We start from the raw sequence: 18,861 nt of genomic DNA on the forward strand, positions 1-18,861 counted from the left end.
CGGTTTTTTTTTGGGGGGGGAGCGGCACCGCTCCGCATGCTGCGTGGGTGTTCACGAGTCGAACTCGAGGACCCGTCGATTCGAGACAGCGAAGACGGCAACAAACAACCACTTGGCGCCGTCGACACAGTTCAACGCGGCCGGCATCTCGACACCTTCCAAGGACCCCGCGATACTGAACGCCGTGAGAACTTCAGCTTGGTTGGGCGCGTTAGGGTTGCTTGCTCTCGCTTGTACGGCGAAGGATCGGGCGGAAAACATCGACGGGGACGGTGGCAGTGCCGGCTCGGCTACCGCCGGGAGCGCCGGGACCGCCGGAGACGGCGGGAGCGCAGGTTCTGCTGGCTCGAGCGGCGGCGTTGGAGCCACTGGCGGTGCCAGCGGAGAAACCGGGGGTAGCGCTGGTGGGGGCGCTGGAGGGACCGGCGGTGCGGTGCTGCAGGACCCGACGATCGACGTGCAGAGCACACCCGATTTGGTTGGCTTCACGACCACGCTGGACGCCACGGGGAGCACGGATCCCGAAGGTCAGAATCTCAGTTTCAGCTGGGTAATCCGCTCCGCCCCGCCAAACAGTCAGGTTAGCGACTCAAGCCTGGACGTCAGCAATCCGGGCGAAGTTAGTTTCCTTGGGGATAAGGGCGGGAGCTACACCTTCAACGTCACCGCGACCACGACGGACAACCGCTCGGTGAACCAGGACGTGACCGTCGTCGTTCCAGCGCTACCCGTCCCCTTCGTCGAGGGACGTGGTGGAACCCAGGGCTACGACTACTTCATTCGAGTCGTAGATTCCGACGCGGAGCACGCCCGAGATGTCTCGTGCAAGCTGAGCCTCGGGAGTAACGACCCGAAGAACGACACGGAGTTCCTAGGTGGTTTGATGGCGCTTCCGGGCTGGAACATGCCGATGGGCGACGGCGTGTTCTATCCGGAGGTCAACATCGACGCGAACACTGGGGAGGGCACGTCCTCACTGCGCGTCTCTCCCGTGGTCAACAAGTGCGGCGATGCTCAGCAGCGCACGCTGGTAGACGGCTCCACCGAGGGTCGCATCCAGGGTCTGTTCGCGCTGAACCCGGGAGGTACACGCTTGGCGTACCTCGATACGTCGATGGCAAACGGCGGCGTGCGTCTGGCTACGATCGGCGTAAACGGTACGGACCGGCGCATCCTGTACGGCAACGATGTCTTGAGCGGTGTCGTGCCCGTCTGGGTGGATGACACGCACCTGGCGTGGCTCGAGCACAACTCGGGTGACTTCATCTACTCGTCGGTCGACGTCGTCGGTGGCGGCCAACCGGGCAATCCGGACAAGCAACAGCGATTGGCCTGCACGGTGCAGCAAGTGGACAAGCTCGCGCAGTTCGCGTTCACGCCCTTCGGCATCTTGATTCGCTCCCTCGGCGGCTCACTGGGCGTTGGCATTCATTTGGTGACCGGCACCGACTGCGGCGCGGCGAAGACGCTAATCGGCACCGAATACGCTGACCTGAGCTCCTTCTCGGTGGCGCCTGACGGTCAGTCGATCGTGTTCTCCGCCAAGGGTCCGAACGACGTAGACTCGAACATCTACGAGCTGGTGGTCGACGGTTTCAGCACACCGACCCGGCGCTTTGGCGACGACAACGGCAACGACATCGATCCGCGCTACAGCCCTGACGGCCGTCAGGTGATCTGGACCCAACTGAGCTTCGACTCGCAGGGATTTCCGAGCGGCAACGGCATGCATATCGCGAACCTCGACGGGAAGTACTCCGCCGTGCTCGCGACTCAAGACGCCACCAACCCACAGATGGTCACGGTGGTTCACGCACTTCACCCTCGCGACATCGTGATCAACTGCAACTTCTCGATCTCGGGGCAACCGGCGGGCAAGGGTTGGTCGCTGGGCCTCGGACTGTTTGGTCTGGTTTTGCTCTCGCGCCGCAGCTGGCGGCGCAAGTGGGCCCGATCCCGCACCTACTCGGACGAACAGTAGAGTAGTCGCGGTTCCGCGGCCTTCTCGAGCCCTGAACCGCACGCGCTCGGCCGCTCGAATCGCGGCGCTTGGCTTCCCGCGATGGGCGGATTAACCCAATGCTGTGTTCCCGCTGCACAAGAGGCGCCTGGAGTCGCTGCGAGACGAGCTTCAGAGACGTGGTGACCGTCCTTCGTTGAACCTGCCTTCCGCCCGCCTCGATCTCGTCGAGGCGCTGAGCGTCGTGGAAGAGTACGGCCCGCTGTGTGAGGCGATGTACCTGATGATGGCCGCCGATCGGAAGGTGTTGAACGTGGAGCGCATGGTGCTTCGCGGCGCCTTGGATGTGCTGAGCAACGGAAGGGTCCGCACCGCTCACATGGAGTCGATGATCGACGCCTCTTCAAAGCGAGTCGCGGAGCTCGGCGAAGCGGGTTGCCTCGCGGAATGTATCGACGCGCTGAAGCACGATCCCATCCGCGCCGAAATCACCGTGGTGCTCGCCGCCGCGGTGGCCGCTGCAGACAACCACATCTCCGCCGAGGAGCGCGCCCTCTATCAGAAGCTCATCGAGGGCCTGGGTATTAGCGACGACCGCGCTGATGCGTTGCTGTCCGATCTGCTCAAGCCAGACGCCACCTGAACGCTTCACCATTCTGGAGGTGGCGCGTAAGCTGCTCCCATGAGTCAGGCCGACAGCGCCCCCGTTGAACTGCGCCCGGTGCGCGAAGCGCATCGCTTCGACGAAGCGAAGCTTGAGCAGTACCTGAGAAGTGAGTTCGAGCTGCACCCGGGCCCGCTCAGAGTTCAGCAGTTCAAGGGTGGGCAGTCGAACCCGACGTTCCTGCTGGAGGTCGGAGAGGGGGAGTCGACTGAGCGCTACGTGCTTCGCAAGAAGCCTCCAGGGAAGCTGCTCCCGTCGGCTCACGCGGTGGAACGAGAGTGGCGGGTGCTCAAGGCACTCCAGGGCTCGGAAGTGGCGGTGCCCAAGGTGCGCGTCGCGTGTGAAGATCCAAGCGTGATCGGTACGCCGTTCTACGTCATGGAACACGTCCGAGGGCGCATCTTCCGCGCTCCGCTGATGCCCGAAGCGAGAGATCGCGAAGAGCGTGCCGCCATCGCCAGCGCCACGATTCAGACTCTGGCCAAGCTCCATCAAATCGTGCCGAACGAGGTGGGGCTCGGCGACTTCGGTAAGGCGGGCAACTACATGGAGCGCCAGGTCGCACGCTGGGGCAAGCAATACGCCGCGTCGAAGACCGAAGACCTGGCGGACATGAACTTCTTGATCGACTGGCTGCCGACCCACATCCCTGAGGGAGACGAGACGCGCATCGCCCATGGTGATTTCCGCCTAGAAAATCTGATAATTCACCCAACGGAGCCAAAAGTCATCGCCGTGCTCGACTGGGAGCTCGCGACACTCGGTCACCCCCTGGCGGATCTGGGGTACCACTGCATGCTGTATCACCTGCCCGCGGGCGACTTCACTGGCTCAGGTTACGTGGGTGCCGATCTCGAATCCCTGGGGATCCCGAAAAGGGACGCCTACGTCGAGGAATACGCGCGCATCACCGGCCGCGACGGTGTCCCCGAGCTCGACTACTTCGTGGCGTTCGGCCTGTTCCGCCTCGCGGCGATTTTACAAGGTGTCTACAAGCGCGGCCTGGATGGCAACGCTTCGAGCGACACGGCGCTGCGCTTTGGGCCCATGGTGCAGGTCCTGGCTGGCATCGCGCGAAGCCTGGTTGGCTAGTCCGCGTGGAGCAGTTACGCGCTGAGCAACGATCGACGGCGCCCAGGTTCGAGGGCGATCAATAGCCACTCACCCAGGGCGTAGCTACGGCTCGTGCTCATGAAACGCAGCGCCGCCGCAAACGGGCGCACCACGAGGGCACGCTCCCGATCGACGAGGTAGCTCTCCCAGTACGGCGCTTCAGGCACCCACTCGAGGCCCTCGGCTTGGCTGAGCAACGCACCAACCACCGCGCCCAGCTCGCACACCAGCACCACGAAGTCGTTCGTCGAGTTCTCGGCGTCTGCCGCGACCACCAGGTTTTGGGCCTCACGCACGCTGTAGTGCTCTTCGAAGGCACGCAGCCACTCGAAGCCCAGCTCACCATTGGGCGGTAGATAGCTAGCTTGGTCTTGCCGCGCGGCATCGGTCATACGAGCCAGCTGGCGCAGCACGTTGCCTCGTACGTACGAGGGAAGGCGCGACTCTCCGCTGCCGCTCAACGGCTCGACGTCGTCGCCCAGCGCATCTCTCCCCCGAACCTCGCGCTCGAGGGGCTTGTACCAGCGCCAGAAGAACTCCTTGAAGAGCTCGTCTGCGCTGAAGGCGTCGTACGCTGGTTCGGGAGGCACATCGGACATGGCGCCCGTCTAGCACACCGCCATCAAAGAGCCGCCGCCGATGGCCGCCTGCGGCTCAGGCCCAGAGGCTGCCGTCGATGCGCTCGCTGATCGCCTGCCCGATGCCTTCCAAGGTCGCCTTGTCAGCCACGCGGAAGCCTCGACGTAGGCGCCCGAGCTCCAACATGCCGAGCAGTCGGCCGTAGCCGAACACCGGCAACATCGCGACGCCTCCAAGAGGCAACCCGCCGGAAAACACGGCCAGGCGCCGCGCGATGGCAGTCTGCGCCGGCCCCTGGATGCGACTGCCAATCACCCCTCGGTGCTGGCACGCGGCGACCACGACGGGATCGTCCTGGCGCAACACATCCCCAAGCTGATGCCACAGCGGCTGCCCAACGGCGTACGAGGTGACCATGCCGACGTAGGGCTCGCGGAAGCGGTGCAACAGGCCGAGGTCCGCCCCTAGCTGCTCTGATGCGGCGTTCAGCCCGAGCAGGAGTACCTCACCTGGATCGCGGGCACCGATGAGCTCCGCGCGAGTGCGCAGGCGCGCGTCTTCCTTCGCGCTCGGCAGGCTGAAGTCTGGCGATGGGTGCCAGGTGCTGCCCATCAAATCCTTGTAGCGATGCAGGGAGCGGACCTCGCGTATCTCCTCAAGGAAACGCCAGTCATTCCAATGCACCTGACGCACCATGCACTCTCCAGGGATGCGACCGAAGGAGACCCCTCGCAGCAAGAGTCCGGTCGATACGGGACCGACCACCGCGGAGCCGTTCGTCACCAACCAGTCGCTCGCGTTCGGAGGCATGATCTCCGGGACGCTGGACTGCTTTTCGCGGATTTGAAGCTCGAGAGTGGGTTGAAGCGCCATGGTTCGTCCTTTCGGAGCCTGGTCGAGACTCCGAACGCAATTGTCCCGTGAGGCCAGCGCACTGGGCCAAGCTTTTGCCCCCTCGCCGCCCGAGGAGCCTACTCGCTGCGTTCCAGGCTCAAGCTGCCGAGGTACGCGAAGCGCCCAAGGCCGTCAGGACTGACAGCGACGCGAACGCGAATCAGCCCCGCTTGCGGCTCGAGGCCGCTGAAGCTGACGCTCTGAGACGTGTTGTCGGAGGTCTCCAGGTCGCGCACCTCGCTGCCCACGCCATAGCGAGTCAAGCGGCCGCGCCCTGCGTCGTCTCCGTCCCGCGACGCGAACAGCGTCAAGGAGTAGCGGCCATCAGGAACCCCGGTGAGAACGACTTCCGCGCTCAGGCCGAGCGCCGCTTCATGACCGTCAAAGGAACCCACCCAGAGGGAGTCGCTGGAGACCTCACCGGGCATGCCCAGGCTGTTCACCGCGGAACCACCGGTCTGGACGCCGCTGAAGCCCGAGCTGTTCACGCGGATCCCCGTCATTGCCCCCTGCACGCTCGTGAGCGGCCCGCTGCCGCCCGTCAGCGCATCATGCATGCTCCAGCCCGTTGCCGAAGTCGGACCGAAATCGACGCGCACCGCGTCGCCCACGGCGAATGGCACCGGACACGCGATGCTCGGCACCTTGCGTGTCGCGTGGGTCACCTCGTCCGCGCGCGCCTGGAGCAAGAGGGCGGTCTCTGCATCGATGGCAACTGGCGGCAGACCGAGCGTGGAACGGTCGTAGATCGCGCCGAGGAACACCAGCGCCGTGAGGTAAGCGCCATAGGCATTGGGGTGGTAGTCGTCGTCTCCATGCAGGCGCGGTGGCTCGCCGGTGGCCAGTTGGTTTTCCCAGGCATCACCGACGTGTGCGACCTCAACCCGCGGCGCAGGCGCCTGAGTGTGGGCGGGGATGTAGTTCAAGCCGCAGTCGTCATAGTGGAGGCGTAGCTGCGCCTGCATATCCGCGGGGTTTTGGAACGTACCGGGATAGAGTGAATGACCCGCTCGACGGGCGAACGTCTCGTACAAGAACACCCGGGTGTCCGGGTTCGCTTCGAGGGCGAGATCATGAAACCAGGTCGCGTCGACCTTGAACTGCTGCGCCGGCCCCACAGAGTCCGTCGGCCGGGTGCTGAACTCCTGCAGCACGACGACATCCCAACCTTCACGAATGCGTGTTGGTCCTGACGCGACGTCTGTATCCGCACGGTGCCACGCCAGCGTCTGACCTCCGACGGCCCGTACACCAACGGTGGGCGGGGTGAAGCCACTCGCCACCACCAGATCTTCGAAGACTTGGGGCATGTTCGCGGTGAAGGTGAAGCTATTGCCCAGGAAGAAGATGCGCGCCGGGTCCTGACTGCGATCCTCGGAACACACATCCTCGCCAGCGTCCGCGTCAGTTCCGGAATCAGCAAGCCCCGCGTCTTCCCCGCCGGTGCCCGCAGCTCCGCCGGAAGACGTTGCGCCGCCAGAAGACGTTGCGCCGCCGGAAGACGTTGCGCCGGCCCCGGCTGTTGCCCCGTAACCCGCGCTGCCACCTACAGCTGATGCGTCGGGCTGGGCACCTGCGCTGCCCGCGCTTCCGCCCTCGCCACCACTGGACCCAGAGCTACTGCAAGCCGCGACTCCAACGCACGCCCCTAGCCACAACCACCACCGCATGGTTCGGCGTATATCACGGGTGCGCGCTCTCGAAGGCTGCGGCGCTGCAGTCAGCGTCACTTGCTGGGACGCCGAAGTGGATCCAGTCGAAACGGGAACTCACGTCGGGCGGTACACCCCACGCATTCGCCACGGGGCCGACGTCCATCTCCGAACCCACCTGGGCGTGGGTGAAGTTGTTCGTCTCCGTCCAGCTCGACTCGCCTTCGAGCTTTTGAAGCATGTGAAACTGAGTTCCCATGCGACAAAGCGCGAGTCGACCACGAAACGCGGTGCTGGGATTCAGGCACAACGTGGATGCTTGGTTCACGGTGATCTTGTCTTCACTACCGACGCCCACGAATTCCCCTTGGTTCGGACACCCGCCGGGCAGCCCTGCGCCGGGGCCGTTGCTGTTGCCACCGTGGTGCCCAAGGCTGTGCATCAACCAGTGGCCAGGCGTGGTAACGTCCCTGGCGAGCAGCGCGGCGGAGTTGTAGCTCCCCGTCGGCGCGCTGTTCGCATCGTTGATGTGCTGGGCGTGTACCTCAGCCATCACCCAGAAGTTGCCGCTGACTCGCTTGTGCAGGATCGGCCCCCGGTAGCTCGCGTACCACGCCGTCTGGTTGGGCGTGCTCGCGCTGAACGAAATAGTCAGAAAGCCTGACTCTGTTGTTCCAATGTCGTAACTCGCGGCGGATGCGGGGAAGTTCTCCGCCGTCCACTGGCTCAAGGTACAAGGATCGTTGAACTCGTCGTCCAGGCCCGTTGGACAGCCAGCGCCGCCGCTGCCTCCCGTCGCGTTGCCTGCGGAGCCGCCGCTGCCCCCCGTCGCGTTGCCAGCACTGCCCGAAGAACCACCCGCTCCGCCTCCGGCGCTGCCGCCGCTCGTCGCCCCGGTGCCGCCAGCAGCAAACCCCGCACTGCCGCCAGCGGCGAGGCCAGCGCTGCCTCCCTGGGCGCTACCTGCGGAGCCGGAGCTGCCGGAGGCGCCGCCCTGACTACTCCCAGCAGCGCCACCCGAGCTTGAGGACTTTTCTCCCGAGTCGTCGCTGCAGCCGGTCAGCGTCGCGAGAAGCAGCGCACCTAACCCCAAACCCAAGCTATTCAATCTCGGCATAAGAACCTCCAGGCAACGGCAGCGGGCATCGCAAGTCTAGTGCCAAAACGCCTCTCCAGCGCGCGGGCGGATTTCGCTGCGGTTCACGCTGCGGCCCCGAGGATGAGTCGCTCGATATGAGTGATCGAGAGCCCGAAGCTGTGGGATGCATTCCTCAGTCGGAGGAGACAGCTGGGGGCTTTCTCCCCACAAACCTCGCGCAACCGCGCTTCACGCGAAGCGGCATGTCCCATGCACTCAGGCCGGAATGCGCTGCGCTGCGCCTCCGACGGGCGCCCCTATGATTCCGCGGCTTTGCCCACTTTCTCCTGCCAGCTATACAGCGGTGGTGAGCGATCAAGCTACTGCTGGGGACGCAACGCACGCCGTGCGCGGTGAGACCGTGCAAGCGCCTCTCTCGGTGCGCGTGCGTGTCCTCGGCGCACCTGCACAGCCGGCGGAGTGGACCCTGAAGGAAGGCCGGCTGATCATCGGAGCGGCTCCGGGTTGCGACTTGATCATTGAAGATCCCACCGTCTCGCGGCGACACGTGGAGCTCAGACTCGTTGCAGAAGGCGTGTCGGTGCGCGATCTGGGCAGTCGCAACGGGACCCGCTATCTGGGTCAGCGTATCGAGAGCGCGATCCTCACGCCGGGCAGTGAGCTGATGCTGGGCTCCGTGAGTCTCAAGCTCGAGTTGAGCGACCTGCTAGACCTACCCCTGGCAAACCAAGGCTATCGCGGTCTGCTTGGGAACTCCCCGAGCATGCTCAAGCTGTTTGCGATCTTGCAGCGCCTCGAAGGGTCCCTCGTGAGTGTGTTGCTCGAAGGAGAGAGCGGCACGGGGAAAGAACTGGTGGCTCGCGCGATCCACGCTGGCTCAGCCGTATCCGCAGGGAACTTTGTCGCGATCAACTGCGCTGCACTGGATCGCGATCTGGTGAAGAGCGAGCTATTCGGGCACCGCAAGGGCGCTTTCACGGGCGCCTCGGAGACGCGAGCCGGCGCCTTCGAGCTGGCCGACGGTGGCACGCTCTTCTTGGATGAAATCGGGGAGCTGCCCCTCGACGTGCAGCCCATCCTGCTGCGCGCACTCGAGGCGCGAGAGGTGACACGAGTCGGCGAGAACCTGCCCCGCCAGGTGAACGTGCGAGTCATCGCCGCCACCAACAGAAACCTCGACGAGGCTCGGCGCGGCGGCTCTTTCCGTGAGGATCTGTTTTTCAGGCTGGCAGTGGTGCGCCTCGAGCTACCGAGCCTCAGCCAGCGGCGACAGGATATTCGGCTACTGGCCGCGTCCTTCGCGCAGAAGGCGGGAGGCGCAGTGCTGCCAGAGGACTTCCTCGCGCAACTGGAAGCACAAAACTGGCCGGGAAATGCGCGCGAACTACGAAATGCAGTGGAGGCGTACCTAGCGATCGGCTTGCTCACCCAGGCGGCAGCGACTGGAAACGAGCTGGATGGTCCGCTCAGCAGCTGGGTCGATCCAAGTCGAGCCTACGCGGAACAGAAGGACGCGCTGCTCGCTGCGTTCACGCGCATCTACCTGCAGCAGTTGCTCGAACACACCGGCGGGAACCAGTCGGAAGCGGCGCGCATCGCTGGGCTCGAGCGCAGCTACCTCGGGAAGCTCGCTAGCAAGTTGGGAGTGAAGCGATGAGCCACGCCCGCCGCCTACTCGGCGTCTCGGCGCTGCTGCTAGTGCCGTGCACGGCGTGCGGCGGACTGCTCGAGCTCGACAGCCTGGAGTTCACGGGCTCCGGCGGCGCGGGTGGCTCCACCGGAGGTATGGCGGCCACCTCCGGCATGGCTGGCACTGGCAACGCGGGATCAGCAGGAAGCGCCGGCGCTGCTGGCATGGCCGGCTCGAGTACAGGCGGGACGGCGGCGACTGGCGGGACGGCAGCGACTGGCGGCACGGCAGCGACTGGAGGGGCTGCAGGCTCTTCAGGTTCCGCAGGGAATTCAACTGGCGGCAGCGACTGTGGAACCCTCGGGAGCGAATACGAAGACTCGAGCTCCCTCGCTTGCTTCCAGCTCCAGGTCACCAGCGGCACCACCTACGACTTCAGCGCTGGCGCGCTGCGCGTCGTGCCGGACGTGACTCCCTGGTACGGTCAGAGCGAAGGCAGCTTCTTTTACCAACAGATCCCCAGCGGGGACTTCGCGGCGCTGAGCCACGTGCGTGTGCAGTCGCTCGCGACCCATAGCGGCATCCCCCAAAACGGCTTCGCCGGCGGTGGAATCGTCTTGCGCGCCCCAACCGGGATCGCAAACGTGTTGATCACTCTCAGCACCCTGGGCGCACCGGTCACCGGCACTCCTACCTATGGAGCGCTGCCCCAGGCCACCCCGCTGGGTTCTCCCTCCAGCACGAACGAAACCTTGAATACGTTCACCGGGGATCTGGTGGGTTTCGCGGGCATGTGCCGCAGCGGAAACGACATGCTCCTCGTGGCTCAAAGCGGCCAGGAGTCCTCCCTCCGGGTCATCCGACGATTTCCCGAAGGAAACGAATTTCACCCACAAAACTTCAACCAACTCGGCACGGCGACCCACGTCTACTCGGGCCCGACGCTGGACACGGAAGTGTTCGTCGACTACCTGCGGATCAGCCGCGCTACCATCCCCGACGAGCCATCCTGCTTGCTCGAGCTGGAGACCCTCAAGAACTAGAGGTCAAAAGCTCGACTGGACCGTCACGAAGCGCGGCCCCACGCCGACCTGGGTCTTCGAGTCGCTGGACGTCAGCCAGAGCACGCCACCGCCAACCACGAGCGCCGCACCGCCGATCAGTGTCCAAGTGCTGACGTTTGCGTACAGCAAGGCGTCGTCCTTCGCCCCTTGATTTTCCTCAGGGCAAACATTGCCCTGACAGTTCTCCTTCGCAGCATCCGCTTGGTCATTGGCCTTGAGCCACGCGAAGCCTGAAACGCCAAGGGACACAGCGCCAAGTCCCATCATTCCGAAGGAGAGCCAAGCGGGCACTCCCGTCGCCTCATCGCCTTGAGTGTCCTGCCCTACGTCGCCCTGCGGAGGCGTCTCGGTCGCTTTCGCAGTCGCTTTTCTTGGGGGAGAGGAGCCCTCTTCGAGCTTCAGGACCAGCTTGCGTGTGCCTTCGGCAGGCGCCAGCTCCAACGTCTCGACGCGACGCTGTTGACCGACCAGCAGCGTCACCGTGTGCTTTCCGGGGTTGAGCCGCAGCGGCTCACCCAGTTTCGCGGCTTCGCCGTCTACCTGGAGGCCGTAGTTCGCCGGCGCGGGCTCCGCCTGAACGACGAGCTTCGGGATCCGCCGCTCGAGCTCCACCAGCTCGTGGGCGGCGTCGTCTCTCGCACGCTGCCATGCAGCGTCCTCCCCAGGGCGGCCTGATCGCTCCACGGAGGCGAGCAAGCGTGACGCCTCGAGGAGGTCTCCAAGCTTCAACTTCGCCCGAGCCATGTAGAGCACGAAGACTGGGGAGTGCACCAGCTCTTCTGCCGCGCGGAACCGCTCGTAGGCAACCGCCCAACGTTTCGCTTCGAACGCAGAGAGCCCGTCGTACCCCAGGCGACGCGCCTCAGCGCGAGTCGCTTCGTCCGGCTCGCTGGGTTGCGCCGCGACGGGCGCCGCAACGGACAGCAACAGCGCAACCCAAGCAGCCCGCAGTCTGCTCAATCTGCCGGGAGGGGGTCGCAGCGTCGAAACCACCCCCGCTACTTAGCCGAAACTCCGAAGCTTCGCAGGTCCACAGGAAAAACCCCCAGATCCGCGCTAGATACCGAAGGTGTCGTCGCGAGCAGGCGGCTTCTTCTCGGGCGGAACGTTGGTCTTGGGCGGTTTCGCGGCCGGCGGAGCCGGTTGACGAACCCTCGGGGCAAGCTCCAGCGGAGCGGGCGACGTCGAGGCGCGGGGCGGGGCTGACGCGCTGGGCTCGGCTGACGCGTCGGGGTTGACCGCAGTGCTGGGGTCGGCCGCAGTGCTGGGCTCGGCCGCAGTGCTGGACGCGTCGGAAGGGGCTCGGTTCATCGCGGGCTGGTCGCGGTCAGCGTTCGAAGCGTCGTTGTCCTCGCTTGAGACCACCGGTGCGCTCGGCGCCGCTGCTTCGGGGCGCGCCGCAGGACGCGTCGAGAGGTAGACCGCCCCAAGTCCCAGCGCACCCAGCACCAGCACGCTGATGGGCAACACCCAACGCGGTCTGGCTTGAGGTGCGATGACGTGACTGCTCGCTTCGAGGCTCGCTCCCTCGCTGCGATCGATCACTGAAGACGGCGACAGCTCGACGGTCGGCTCGGTGCGGCCCCAATCCCCTGAAACAGAGGCCCCCGACACCAGGCTGGTGCGTGCCGGCGCGTAGCCGGACAACTCAGCGTTCGGATTCACTACCTCGCGGAAACCTATCAGGAACTCATCTGCGTTCTGAAAGCGCCGCTCCTTGTCGCGCGCCAAGGCGCGATCGAAGAACACCTGGAAGCGCTCGGGCAGCTCCGGAACACGCTCATGAATCAGCGGCAACGGCTCCCAGCAGATCTTCGCGATCGAGTCACCCACCGTCGTTCCACTGAACGGTGAATCGCCGCTCAACATCTCGAACACCACGACGCCCAGGGACCACAGGTCGCTGCGCGCATCGACGGCGTGCCCCCGTGCTTGCTCCGGGCTCATGTACGCGGGAGACCCGAGGAGCACGCCCTGGGAAGTGGTCGCGCCGTCCGGTTGCTCCTGCTTCGCGATACCGAAGTCGAGCACCTTGAGCACCTCGTCTCCACCTTCAAGTGCCAGGAACAGATTGGACGGCTTGATGTCCCGGTGCACGATCCCCGCGGAATGAGCAACGCCCAGCGCCTTCGCCGCTTGCTCCACGACCAGTAACGCTTGTTCAGGCGACAGCTTGCCGAGGCCATCGATGCGGCTCTGAAGATCCAGTCCGTCAAGGAGCTCCATCGCGAGGTAGGGCGCGCCCTCGTGCAACCCGTAGTCATACACCCGCACGACGTGGGGGCTCTTGAGTTGGGCCGCCGCGCGGGCCTCGGTACGAAAGCGCGCACTGGCCTTGGAGTGATTCGCCGAGGCCTGGATGAACTTCACCGCGACGTCGACTTCGAGCTCGATGTGGCGCGCAATCCACACCTCTCCCATGCCGCCTCGAGCCAAAGGGCGCTCGAGTCGGTACTTCGCGCCGATCAACTCGCCCGCTTCCAGCTCCACGCGCTGGGAAACCTATCACAGCAGGCGCGGCTCCGCCGCTCGCACTCTGCTGGGCCCCATCATCCAGGCTTGTCATCCAGCCCGGACGAGCTGATAAGGTGCGCCCATGGGCGGCAGGGCGAGGCGGACTAACCCCCGGAAAGCGCGTGGCAACGTCGGCAATCGGCCCGGTGATAGGCGTGTTTCCAAGCTGCTGATTGTGGCCTTGGTAGCGGCGTTCGCTTTTGGCTGCGCGGAAGCCACCCCCGAACCCGCTGCACCCACAACGCCACCGCCGCCGTCCCCAAGCGCAGCCCCGGAACCCTCGAAGGCGCCGCCGCCGCCCGCTGAGCCGGAGGACGAGTCCGGCAAAGCAGAAAGCGGGAAGGCAGCCAAGCCACCACCGGAGAAATCCCCAGGGAAACCCAAACGGCTCCCCGAAGGCGACGCCCCGCCTCCTCCGCCAAGCGACTACGACGGACCTGAAGTCTCCAAGCGGCGCGTCGTGAAGAAGCCCGACGGCACCTGCGTGCTCGTCAGGGACTGCGCGACCACGCCGAGCTGCGGTGGCGAAGTCCCGGTTCAGTGCCCTTGAGTGCGGGCGCTCACCAGTCGTCTCGGCGCCAGTCGTTGTAGACGCAGCCTTGTGGCTCCGGGGAGTAGCTGCACGTGACCTGACTCCAGGAGGTTAGCGTGCAGACCTCGCTCACCTCTCCGCGGCGCAGCACGGCGTAGCGAGCGCAAGGCACTTCTTGGTTCGCGATCACCCACAACGTACCGCTACGATCCAGCGTGAGATCGGCGGGCTGCCACGAGTAGCCCCCACTCAAAGGCAGCTCGACAGGCCTCCAGGCGCCGCTTGTGCGCCGAAGCACCCGTCGCTCGCGGAATACGTGCTCCTCACCCACTACCCCCACGATCACCCACTGCTCGCCCGTCGAATCCACACGGTAAGCGAGCACCGAACCTGACCCTGCCGGCAGTTCCAGTGGCTTCCAACCACTTCCGACGCGTTCCAGCCCACAGATCTGGTCGTCTTGGGAAGTACCAGCGTAGGCGAGGTGCCCATCAGGCAGCTCCACCCACACCCGGTCGGAGCAGCGCTCCGGCGGTCGCACGACCTCTCGGCGCTCAATCCCTCGCTGCCAAATCTCAGCCAAAGATTTCCCCGCGGCATCTGATCCAGTGACAACCACGTGGGAAGGGGTGAACTGAGCGTCGCCCCAAAGTGCGATGTCGCTCGGCAGGCTTCGCGAGGGCCTACCGTCGGCGTAGACCAACTTGAGCACCATGGCGAAACCTCGGGGTTGCCGGTAGGCAGCGAACGCTACCCCGGGCATCCAAATGTCGAACCAGCCCGCAGGCTGTTGATCGCCTGTGTCGAGCAACGTCACTGCGCGCCAGCGCCAACCATCCCACCGCCTGAGCGTCGGACAGATACCGCAAGCCTCGAAGTTGTACCTCGCGCTCCAGAAGTCGTCCTCGGAGGTGCCGAAGAGCGCGCCGCCCGAGCCGTAGCCGGTCTCGAAGCGTCCATGCACGAACTTCAGGAACGCGGGCTGCAAGTAGACCTCATCTCCAATCGCGCGGACCTCCAGCCAGCCTTCGCGGCTCGGCCCCTGATACACCGCGGCGACCTGAAACTCGGAGGGTTGCTCGACGCCTTGCGACGGTTTCCGCGTAGCCGTCCCAGCGGCTGGCGTTTTGGCAAGCGTTCCGCCGTGGCAGGCGAAGCAACACAAGCTCACCCAAAGGTATCGATATCCACACGGCACCGCATGCATCCCAGTCAAGCCCCCGGCAGGACCGCGCCCAATACTGCCTCAGCCACTCGTTTCCTTCCAGCGCGGGCTCGGACCATGCGGTCCCGCTTCGCGGCGACAGCCCCCGGGTGGCAGCGCCGTGTAAGGAAGCGTGCGCTAGACAGAGCGTTAGTCGAGCTGACGTCACGCTTCCCTAGGTTTCCCCTGTCGTTTGCGATATCTCCTCTGGTGGAACGGCGGCACCCTAGCGGCTCTGTGCGCGGCCGCGCGGTCCCTCTCGTTTCTGTGGCGTCGCATCTCGATCCAAACCGTGGGTGGAGTACGATCAGGAACGACTCATGACCCTCGAACGCTTCGAAACCATCGTCGCGCGCCTGGAGGCGCGCCAAGAGCGACACCCGTGGCTGTATCGACTTCAAGTGTTGCTGCTGGCCCTCTTCGGGTTTGGTGTGCTGTTCATGGGTGTTGGGGGGGCGGTGATCGGCTGCCTGCTGCTGATCGTTGCCGTGGTGCTGTCGCCGGCGCGGTGGGTGATGCTCAAGCTCGGCGTGAAGCTGGTGATTCCACTGCTGCTCTTCGTTGGGGGAATCATCAAAGCCGTATTCGTGCGCATCCCAGTGCCTGAGGGACTCCAGCTGACTCAGGAAAACTCACCCAAGCTCTTTCGCTGTCTAGAAGAGCTTCGCAAGGAGCTGCGGGTCGGGTCGATTCACCGCGTGCTCCTAGTCGGCGACAACAACGCTGGAGTCGTGGAGGTGCCTCGCTGGCTGATGCTGGGCTCTCGACGCTACCTGTTGGTGGGCCTCCCGTTGATGCGCTCGTTGAGCACCGACGAGTTTCGCAGCGTGCTTGCCCATGAACTCGGACATCTCTCTCGCAGACATGCCGGCTTCGGAGCTTGGATCTACCGCGTACGCCACTCCTGGTCGTACCTCCACCAGGAACTCGAAGAGCGCGGAGGCGGAGCGGTGGTGGGCTGGTTCCTGAGCCGCTACGCGCCATTCTTCAACGCCTATACCTTCGTCCTCGGGCGGGCTCAGGAATACGAAGCCGACGCCGCCTCCGCGCGCTTGGTCGGCAATCAGACGGCCGCACGCGCATTGATCCGCGGGGAACTGCGGCAGCGTCACCTGCAGGAGAACTTCTGGGAGTTCCTCGACGACCGCGTCAAGGTCCAGCCTGAGCCTCCAGGGGACCTCCACCAGGTGATGGCGCAGGTCATCAAGCGGCCGCTAGGTGCCCAGGCGCAGCTTTGGCTACAAGAGGCGCTTGCCGAACGCACGACGTGCGCGGACACCCACCCGAGCCTTCAGGATCGATTGAAGGCGCTGGGGGTCGCGCCAGAGGTCCCGACGGATATTGCGGCCAACGCAGCGGAAGATCTGCTGGTCCCAGAGAAGGTGGCGGAACTCCAGCACTACCTGAGCGATCAGTGGAAGTTCGACAATCTCGTGGAGTGGGGCCACCGCCATCAGGAGTACCTGCGCGGACGCGCGCGGTTGGAAGCGCTGGAGACGCTGGCGCAAACCCGCGAGCTGAATGACGACGAACTCTACGAACGGGCCGATCTGATCGAAGACCATCGCACGCGGGACGAAGCCATCGTCCTGATGCGCGACGTGGTCGCACGCGATCCAAAGCACATCGGCGCACTGCTTGGACTCGGGCGCATGCTGCTACTGAGCGAGCAGGACGAGGGGGAGAGGTGGCTGCGGGACGCCATGGCACTCGATCCAGTTGCTGCCTCGATCGCTAGTCGGATGCTGATGGCCTGGCACACCAAGCACGGACGTAGTGGCGAGGTAGAAAACCTCGGGGAAACACTGAAGCACGCGGATGCCCATATGGCGGCGATGCAGCGTGAACGCAGCGTATGGCTGATCGCGGACACCTTGCTACCACCAGAGCTACCCCATGACGTGATGGCGAGTTTGACATCCGCCATCGCAGAGCACCCGGGAGTGAGCGAAGCGGTCATCGTGCGCAAACGCACCCGCTATCGGACGGACGATCCAGTGCACGTGCTTGCGGTGCGGGGTGTCGGGGAGGACGTCATCCCGCACTTGGTGCATGTGATGGAGTCTTTCGAACTGGATGGGCTCGTGGAGCTGTGCGGCGATCGAGACGTGCGATTCGAGGCTGCGGCGAAGGTAGCCGGCGCACGCCTCCGCTGAACTCCCAGGCTGACGCCGTTCACTCTCTTGAACGACGGGGTGCGCGAGACGTCGGAGCGCCGGTCGCGTGGGACTCAACGCGCGGAAATTCAGCGAGGGGTCACGGAGCCGCTCGCTATTGAACGATATTCAGCAACCCACTGCGCAGCTGATCTCCGCGCAAATTGGGGGTACAGCAAGCGCGACATGAGCGACGCGTTCGATCACGACTGGATCATCATTGGTTCCGGTTTCGGCGGGAGTGTCTCCGCCTTGCGGCTGGTGGAGAAGGGCTACGACGTCAAGTTGCTCGAGGCCGGCAAGCGAATGCGCCCCGAGGATTTTCCCCAGAGCAATTGGAACGTGAAGCGGTGGCTCTGGGCACCGGCGCTGGGCTGCCGTGGTCTATTTCAGATGCAGTTCTTCAAGCACGTGACGGTGCTCGCGGGCGCCGGCTTTGGCGGTGGCAGCCTCACATATGCGAACACGCTGCCGATCCCTAAGAGCGGCTTCTTCAAGAGCCCGAGCTGGGGAGGCCTCGCGGATTGGGAGGCCGAGCTGACGCCGCACTACCAAACAGCGCGCCGCATGCTTGGCGCCGTGGAAACGCCGTTCCTCACCCCCCCAGACCAAATCCTCAAGCAAATCGCAACAGAGCGAGGTGCCGCAGACCGCTTCGAGAGCACCCAGGTTGCGGTGTACTTCGACAACCCGGGAAAAACCGTCCCGGATCCCTTCTTCGACGGAAAGGGGCCGCCTCGTACGGGCTGCATCCGCTGCGGTGCGTGCATGACCGGCTGCAAGCACGGCGCGAAGAACACCCTCGACAAGAACTACCTTTACCTCGCGGAAAACCAAGGACTAAAAATCTCCGACGAGTCCAGGGTCACCCGCATTCTACCGCGCGAGGCAGGCGGCTATGACGTGGAGTTCGAAAAGGCGGGAGCCATTGAGCGCGTCTCCGCGAAGCGAGTCATTGTGTCCGCAGGCGCCCTCGGCACGAACAAGCTCTTGCTACGTCAAAAGGGCGACCCCGAGGCGCTACCCAAGCTCTCGAACACCCTCGGCACCCAAGTGCGCACGAACTCGGAGTCGCTGATCTTCGTGACGGTCAAGGATCGCGAACAAGACCTGTCCAAGGGTGTCGCAATCGGCAGCATCTACCAGATCGACGACAACTCACACCTCGAGGTGGTGCGTTACGGCGAAGGCTCCGGTTTCTTCCGCACGATGCAAATGCCCCACGTCGGGGGCTATAGCCCTGGCGCCATCAAGTTGCTGCGCGCGATGCTGCTCTGCCTACTGCATCCAATCAAGATGCTGCGCGCCGTGCTCGTCGGTGACTGGGCCAAGAGCACGATCATCTTGCTCTACATGAAGACCGCAGAGGGCACCCTGCGCTTCAAGCTCGGCCGCTCCGTCTTCACCGCGTTTCGGCGCGGCATGGTCACCGAGCTCGAGGGGGGAGAGGCGCCCACCGCTTCGATCCCCGAGGCAACGGAACTCGCAGAGGCGTTCGCAAAGAAGACCGGCGGGATCCCTTTCAGCGGCTTCACCGAGACGCTCTTCAACATCCCGACGACCGCGCACATACTTGGCGGCTGCACCATGGGCGCGAGCGCCGAGCAAGGCGTCATCGACGCGCAGCACCGCGTGTTTGGCTATGAGGGACTCTACGTGATCGATGGCTCCACCATATCGGCAAACCCCGGCGTGAATCCGTCACTGACCATCACGGCGCTGGCAGAGCGCGCGATGAGCCTGATCCCCGCAAAGGTCGCGCTGCCAGACGAAGCGCACGCGGCGCAGTAGGAACTCTCG

The 18,861-nt window shown here is 64.7% G+C and carries 15 protein-coding genes; 8 read left to right on the plus strand and 7 right to left on the minus strand.

From position 1 onward, the window contains the following. Positions 1-184: 184 nt before the first annotated feature. From H6718_32435 to H6718_32445, 3 genes are all read left to right on the plus strand, one after another. The gene (locus tag H6718_32435; protein MCB9590167.1) at positions 185-1,981 is read left to right on the plus strand and encodes a PD40 domain-containing protein; all 1,797 of its coding nucleotides are present in this window, start codon (positions 185-187) and stop codon (positions 1,979-1,981) included. Between the two features lie 175 nt (positions 1,982-2,156). Then, positions 2,157-2,603 carry a hypothetical protein gene (locus tag H6718_32440; GenBank protein ID MCB9590168.1) on the plus strand — a complete coding sequence of 149 codons (447 nt, stop codon included), beginning with the start codon at positions 2,157-2,159 and terminating at the stop codon, positions 2,601-2,603. Between the two features lie 39 nt (positions 2,604-2,642). Further along, positions 2,643-3,716: a phosphotransferase gene (locus H6718_32445; GenBank protein ID MCB9590169.1), complete on the plus strand. Its 1,074-nt coding sequence runs from the start codon at positions 2,643-2,645 to the stop codon at positions 3,714-3,716. A 14-nt stretch (positions 3,717-3,730) separates the two neighbouring features. On the opposite strand, the gene H6718_32450 is transcribed toward H6718_32445, so the two are convergent. The 4 genes from H6718_32450 to H6718_32465 form a co-directional block, all read right to left on the minus strand. Continuing rightward, on the minus strand, positions 3,731-4,336 hold the full coding sequence (locus tag H6718_32450; protein ID MCB9590170.1) for a hypothetical protein: 606 nt from the start codon (positions 4,334-4,336) through the stop codon (positions 3,731-3,733). 55 nt (positions 4,337-4,391) lie between these two features. After that, a complete protein-coding gene (locus tag H6718_32455; GenBank protein MCB9590171.1) occupies positions 4,392-5,189 on the minus strand; it encodes a GAF domain-containing protein in 798 nt (265 codons plus the stop codon). 98 nt (positions 5,190-5,287) lie between these two features. Further along, a complete protein-coding gene (locus tag H6718_32460) occupies positions 5,288-6,880 on the minus strand; it encodes a hypothetical protein (protein MCB9590172.1) in 1,593 nt (530 codons plus the stop codon). 13 nt (positions 6,881-6,893) lie between these two features. Continuing rightward, complete coding sequence (locus tag H6718_32465; GenBank protein MCB9590173.1) at positions 6,894-7,979, minus strand: hypothetical protein; 1,086 nt, start codon at positions 7,977-7,979, stop codon at positions 6,894-6,896. A 328-nt stretch (positions 7,980-8,307) separates the two neighbouring features. Between H6718_32465 and H6718_32470 the strand changes: the two genes are divergently transcribed. Together H6718_32470 and H6718_32475 are read left to right on the plus strand one after the other, a co-directional pair. Then, positions 8,308-9,618, plus strand: coding sequence for a sigma 54-interacting transcriptional regulator (locus H6718_32470; GenBank protein MCB9590174.1), 1,311 nt, complete (start codon positions 8,308-8,310; stop codon positions 9,616-9,618). After that, a complete protein-coding gene (locus H6718_32475; GenBank protein ID MCB9590175.1) occupies positions 9,615-10,634 on the plus strand; it encodes a hypothetical protein in 1,020 nt (339 codons plus the stop codon). The genes H6718_32470 and H6718_32475 overlap by 4 nt, the downstream gene beginning before the upstream one ends. A 3-nt stretch (positions 10,635-10,637) precedes the next feature. Here the strand turns inward: H6718_32475 and H6718_32480 are convergent, their stop codons facing one another. Both H6718_32480 and H6718_32485 read right to left on the minus strand, forming a co-directional pair. After that, the gene (locus tag H6718_32480) at positions 10,638-11,615 is read right to left on the minus strand and encodes a hypothetical protein (GenBank protein ID MCB9590176.1); all 978 of its coding nucleotides are present in this window, start codon (positions 11,613-11,615) and stop codon (positions 10,638-10,640) included. A gap of 96 nt (positions 11,616-11,711) precedes the next feature. Next, on the minus strand, positions 11,712-13,145 hold the full coding sequence (locus H6718_32485) for a serine/threonine protein kinase (protein MCB9590177.1): 1,434 nt from the start codon (positions 13,143-13,145) through the stop codon (positions 11,712-11,714). 106 nt (positions 13,146-13,251) lie between these two features. On the opposite strand from H6718_32485, the gene H6718_32490 reads away from it, so the two are divergent. Then, a complete protein-coding gene (locus H6718_32490; protein ID MCB9590178.1) occupies positions 13,252-13,719 on the plus strand; it encodes a hypothetical protein in 468 nt (155 codons plus the stop codon). A 10-nt stretch (positions 13,720-13,729) separates the two neighbouring features. Here H6718_32490 and H6718_32495 read toward each other — a convergent pair whose 3' ends face one another. Further along, a complete protein-coding gene (locus H6718_32495) occupies positions 13,730-14,872 on the minus strand; it encodes a hypothetical protein (GenBank protein MCB9590179.1) in 1,143 nt (380 codons plus the stop codon). Between the two features lie 353 nt (positions 14,873-15,225). On the opposite strand from H6718_32495, the gene H6718_32500 reads away from it, so the two are divergent. Together H6718_32500 and H6718_32505 are read left to right on the plus strand one after the other, a co-directional pair. Next, positions 15,226-17,061 carry a M48 family metalloprotease gene (locus tag H6718_32500; GenBank protein ID MCB9590180.1) on the plus strand — a complete coding sequence of 612 codons (1,836 nt, stop codon included), beginning with the start codon at positions 15,226-15,228 and terminating at the stop codon, positions 17,059-17,061. A 186-nt stretch (positions 17,062-17,247) separates the two neighbouring features. Then, positions 17,248-18,852: a GMC family oxidoreductase gene (locus H6718_32505; protein ID MCB9590181.1), complete on the plus strand. Its 1,605-nt coding sequence runs from the start codon at positions 17,248-17,250 to the stop codon at positions 18,850-18,852. Positions 18,853-18,861: the final 9 nt, after the last annotated feature.

It is taken from the genome of Polyangiaceae bacterium, from assembly GCA_020633205.1.
Lineage (GTDB): Bacteria > Myxococcota_A > Polyangia > Polyangiales > Polyangiaceae > JAHBVY01.

Coding starts and splice junctions, on each gene's coding strand:
- H6718_32500 (MCB9590180.1), top strand. CDS start 15,226: ATGACCCTCGAACGCTTCGAAACCATCGTCGCGCGCCTGGAGGCGCGC.
- H6718_32505 (MCB9590181.1), top strand. CDS start 17,248: ATGAGCGACGCGTTCGATCACGACTGGATCATCATTGGTTCCGGTTTC.
- H6718_32445 (MCB9590169.1), top strand. CDS start 2,643: ATGAGTCAGGCCGACAGCGCCCCCGTTGAACTGCGCCCGGTGCGCGAA.
- H6718_32475 (MCB9590175.1), top strand. CDS start 9,615: ATGAGCCACGCCCGCCGCCTACTCGGCGTCTCGGCGCTGCTGCTAGTG.
- H6718_32490 (MCB9590178.1), top strand. CDS start 13,252: ATGGGCGGCAGGGCGAGGCGGACTAACCCCCGGAAAGCGCGTGGCAAC.
- H6718_32465 (MCB9590173.1), bottom strand. CDS start 7,979: ATGCCGAGATTGAATAGCTTGGGTTTGGGGTTAGGTGCGCTGCTTCTC.
- H6718_32455 (MCB9590171.1), bottom strand. CDS start 5,189: ATGGCGCTTCAACCCACTCTCGAGCTTCAAATCCGCGAAAAGCAGTCC.
- H6718_32450 (MCB9590170.1), bottom strand. CDS start 4,336: ATGTCCGATGTGCCTCCCGAACCAGCGTACGACGCCTTCAGCGCAGAC.
- H6718_32460 (MCB9590172.1), bottom strand. CDS start 6,880: ATGCGGTGGTGGTTGTGGCTAGGGGCGTGCGTTGGAGTCGCGGCTTGC.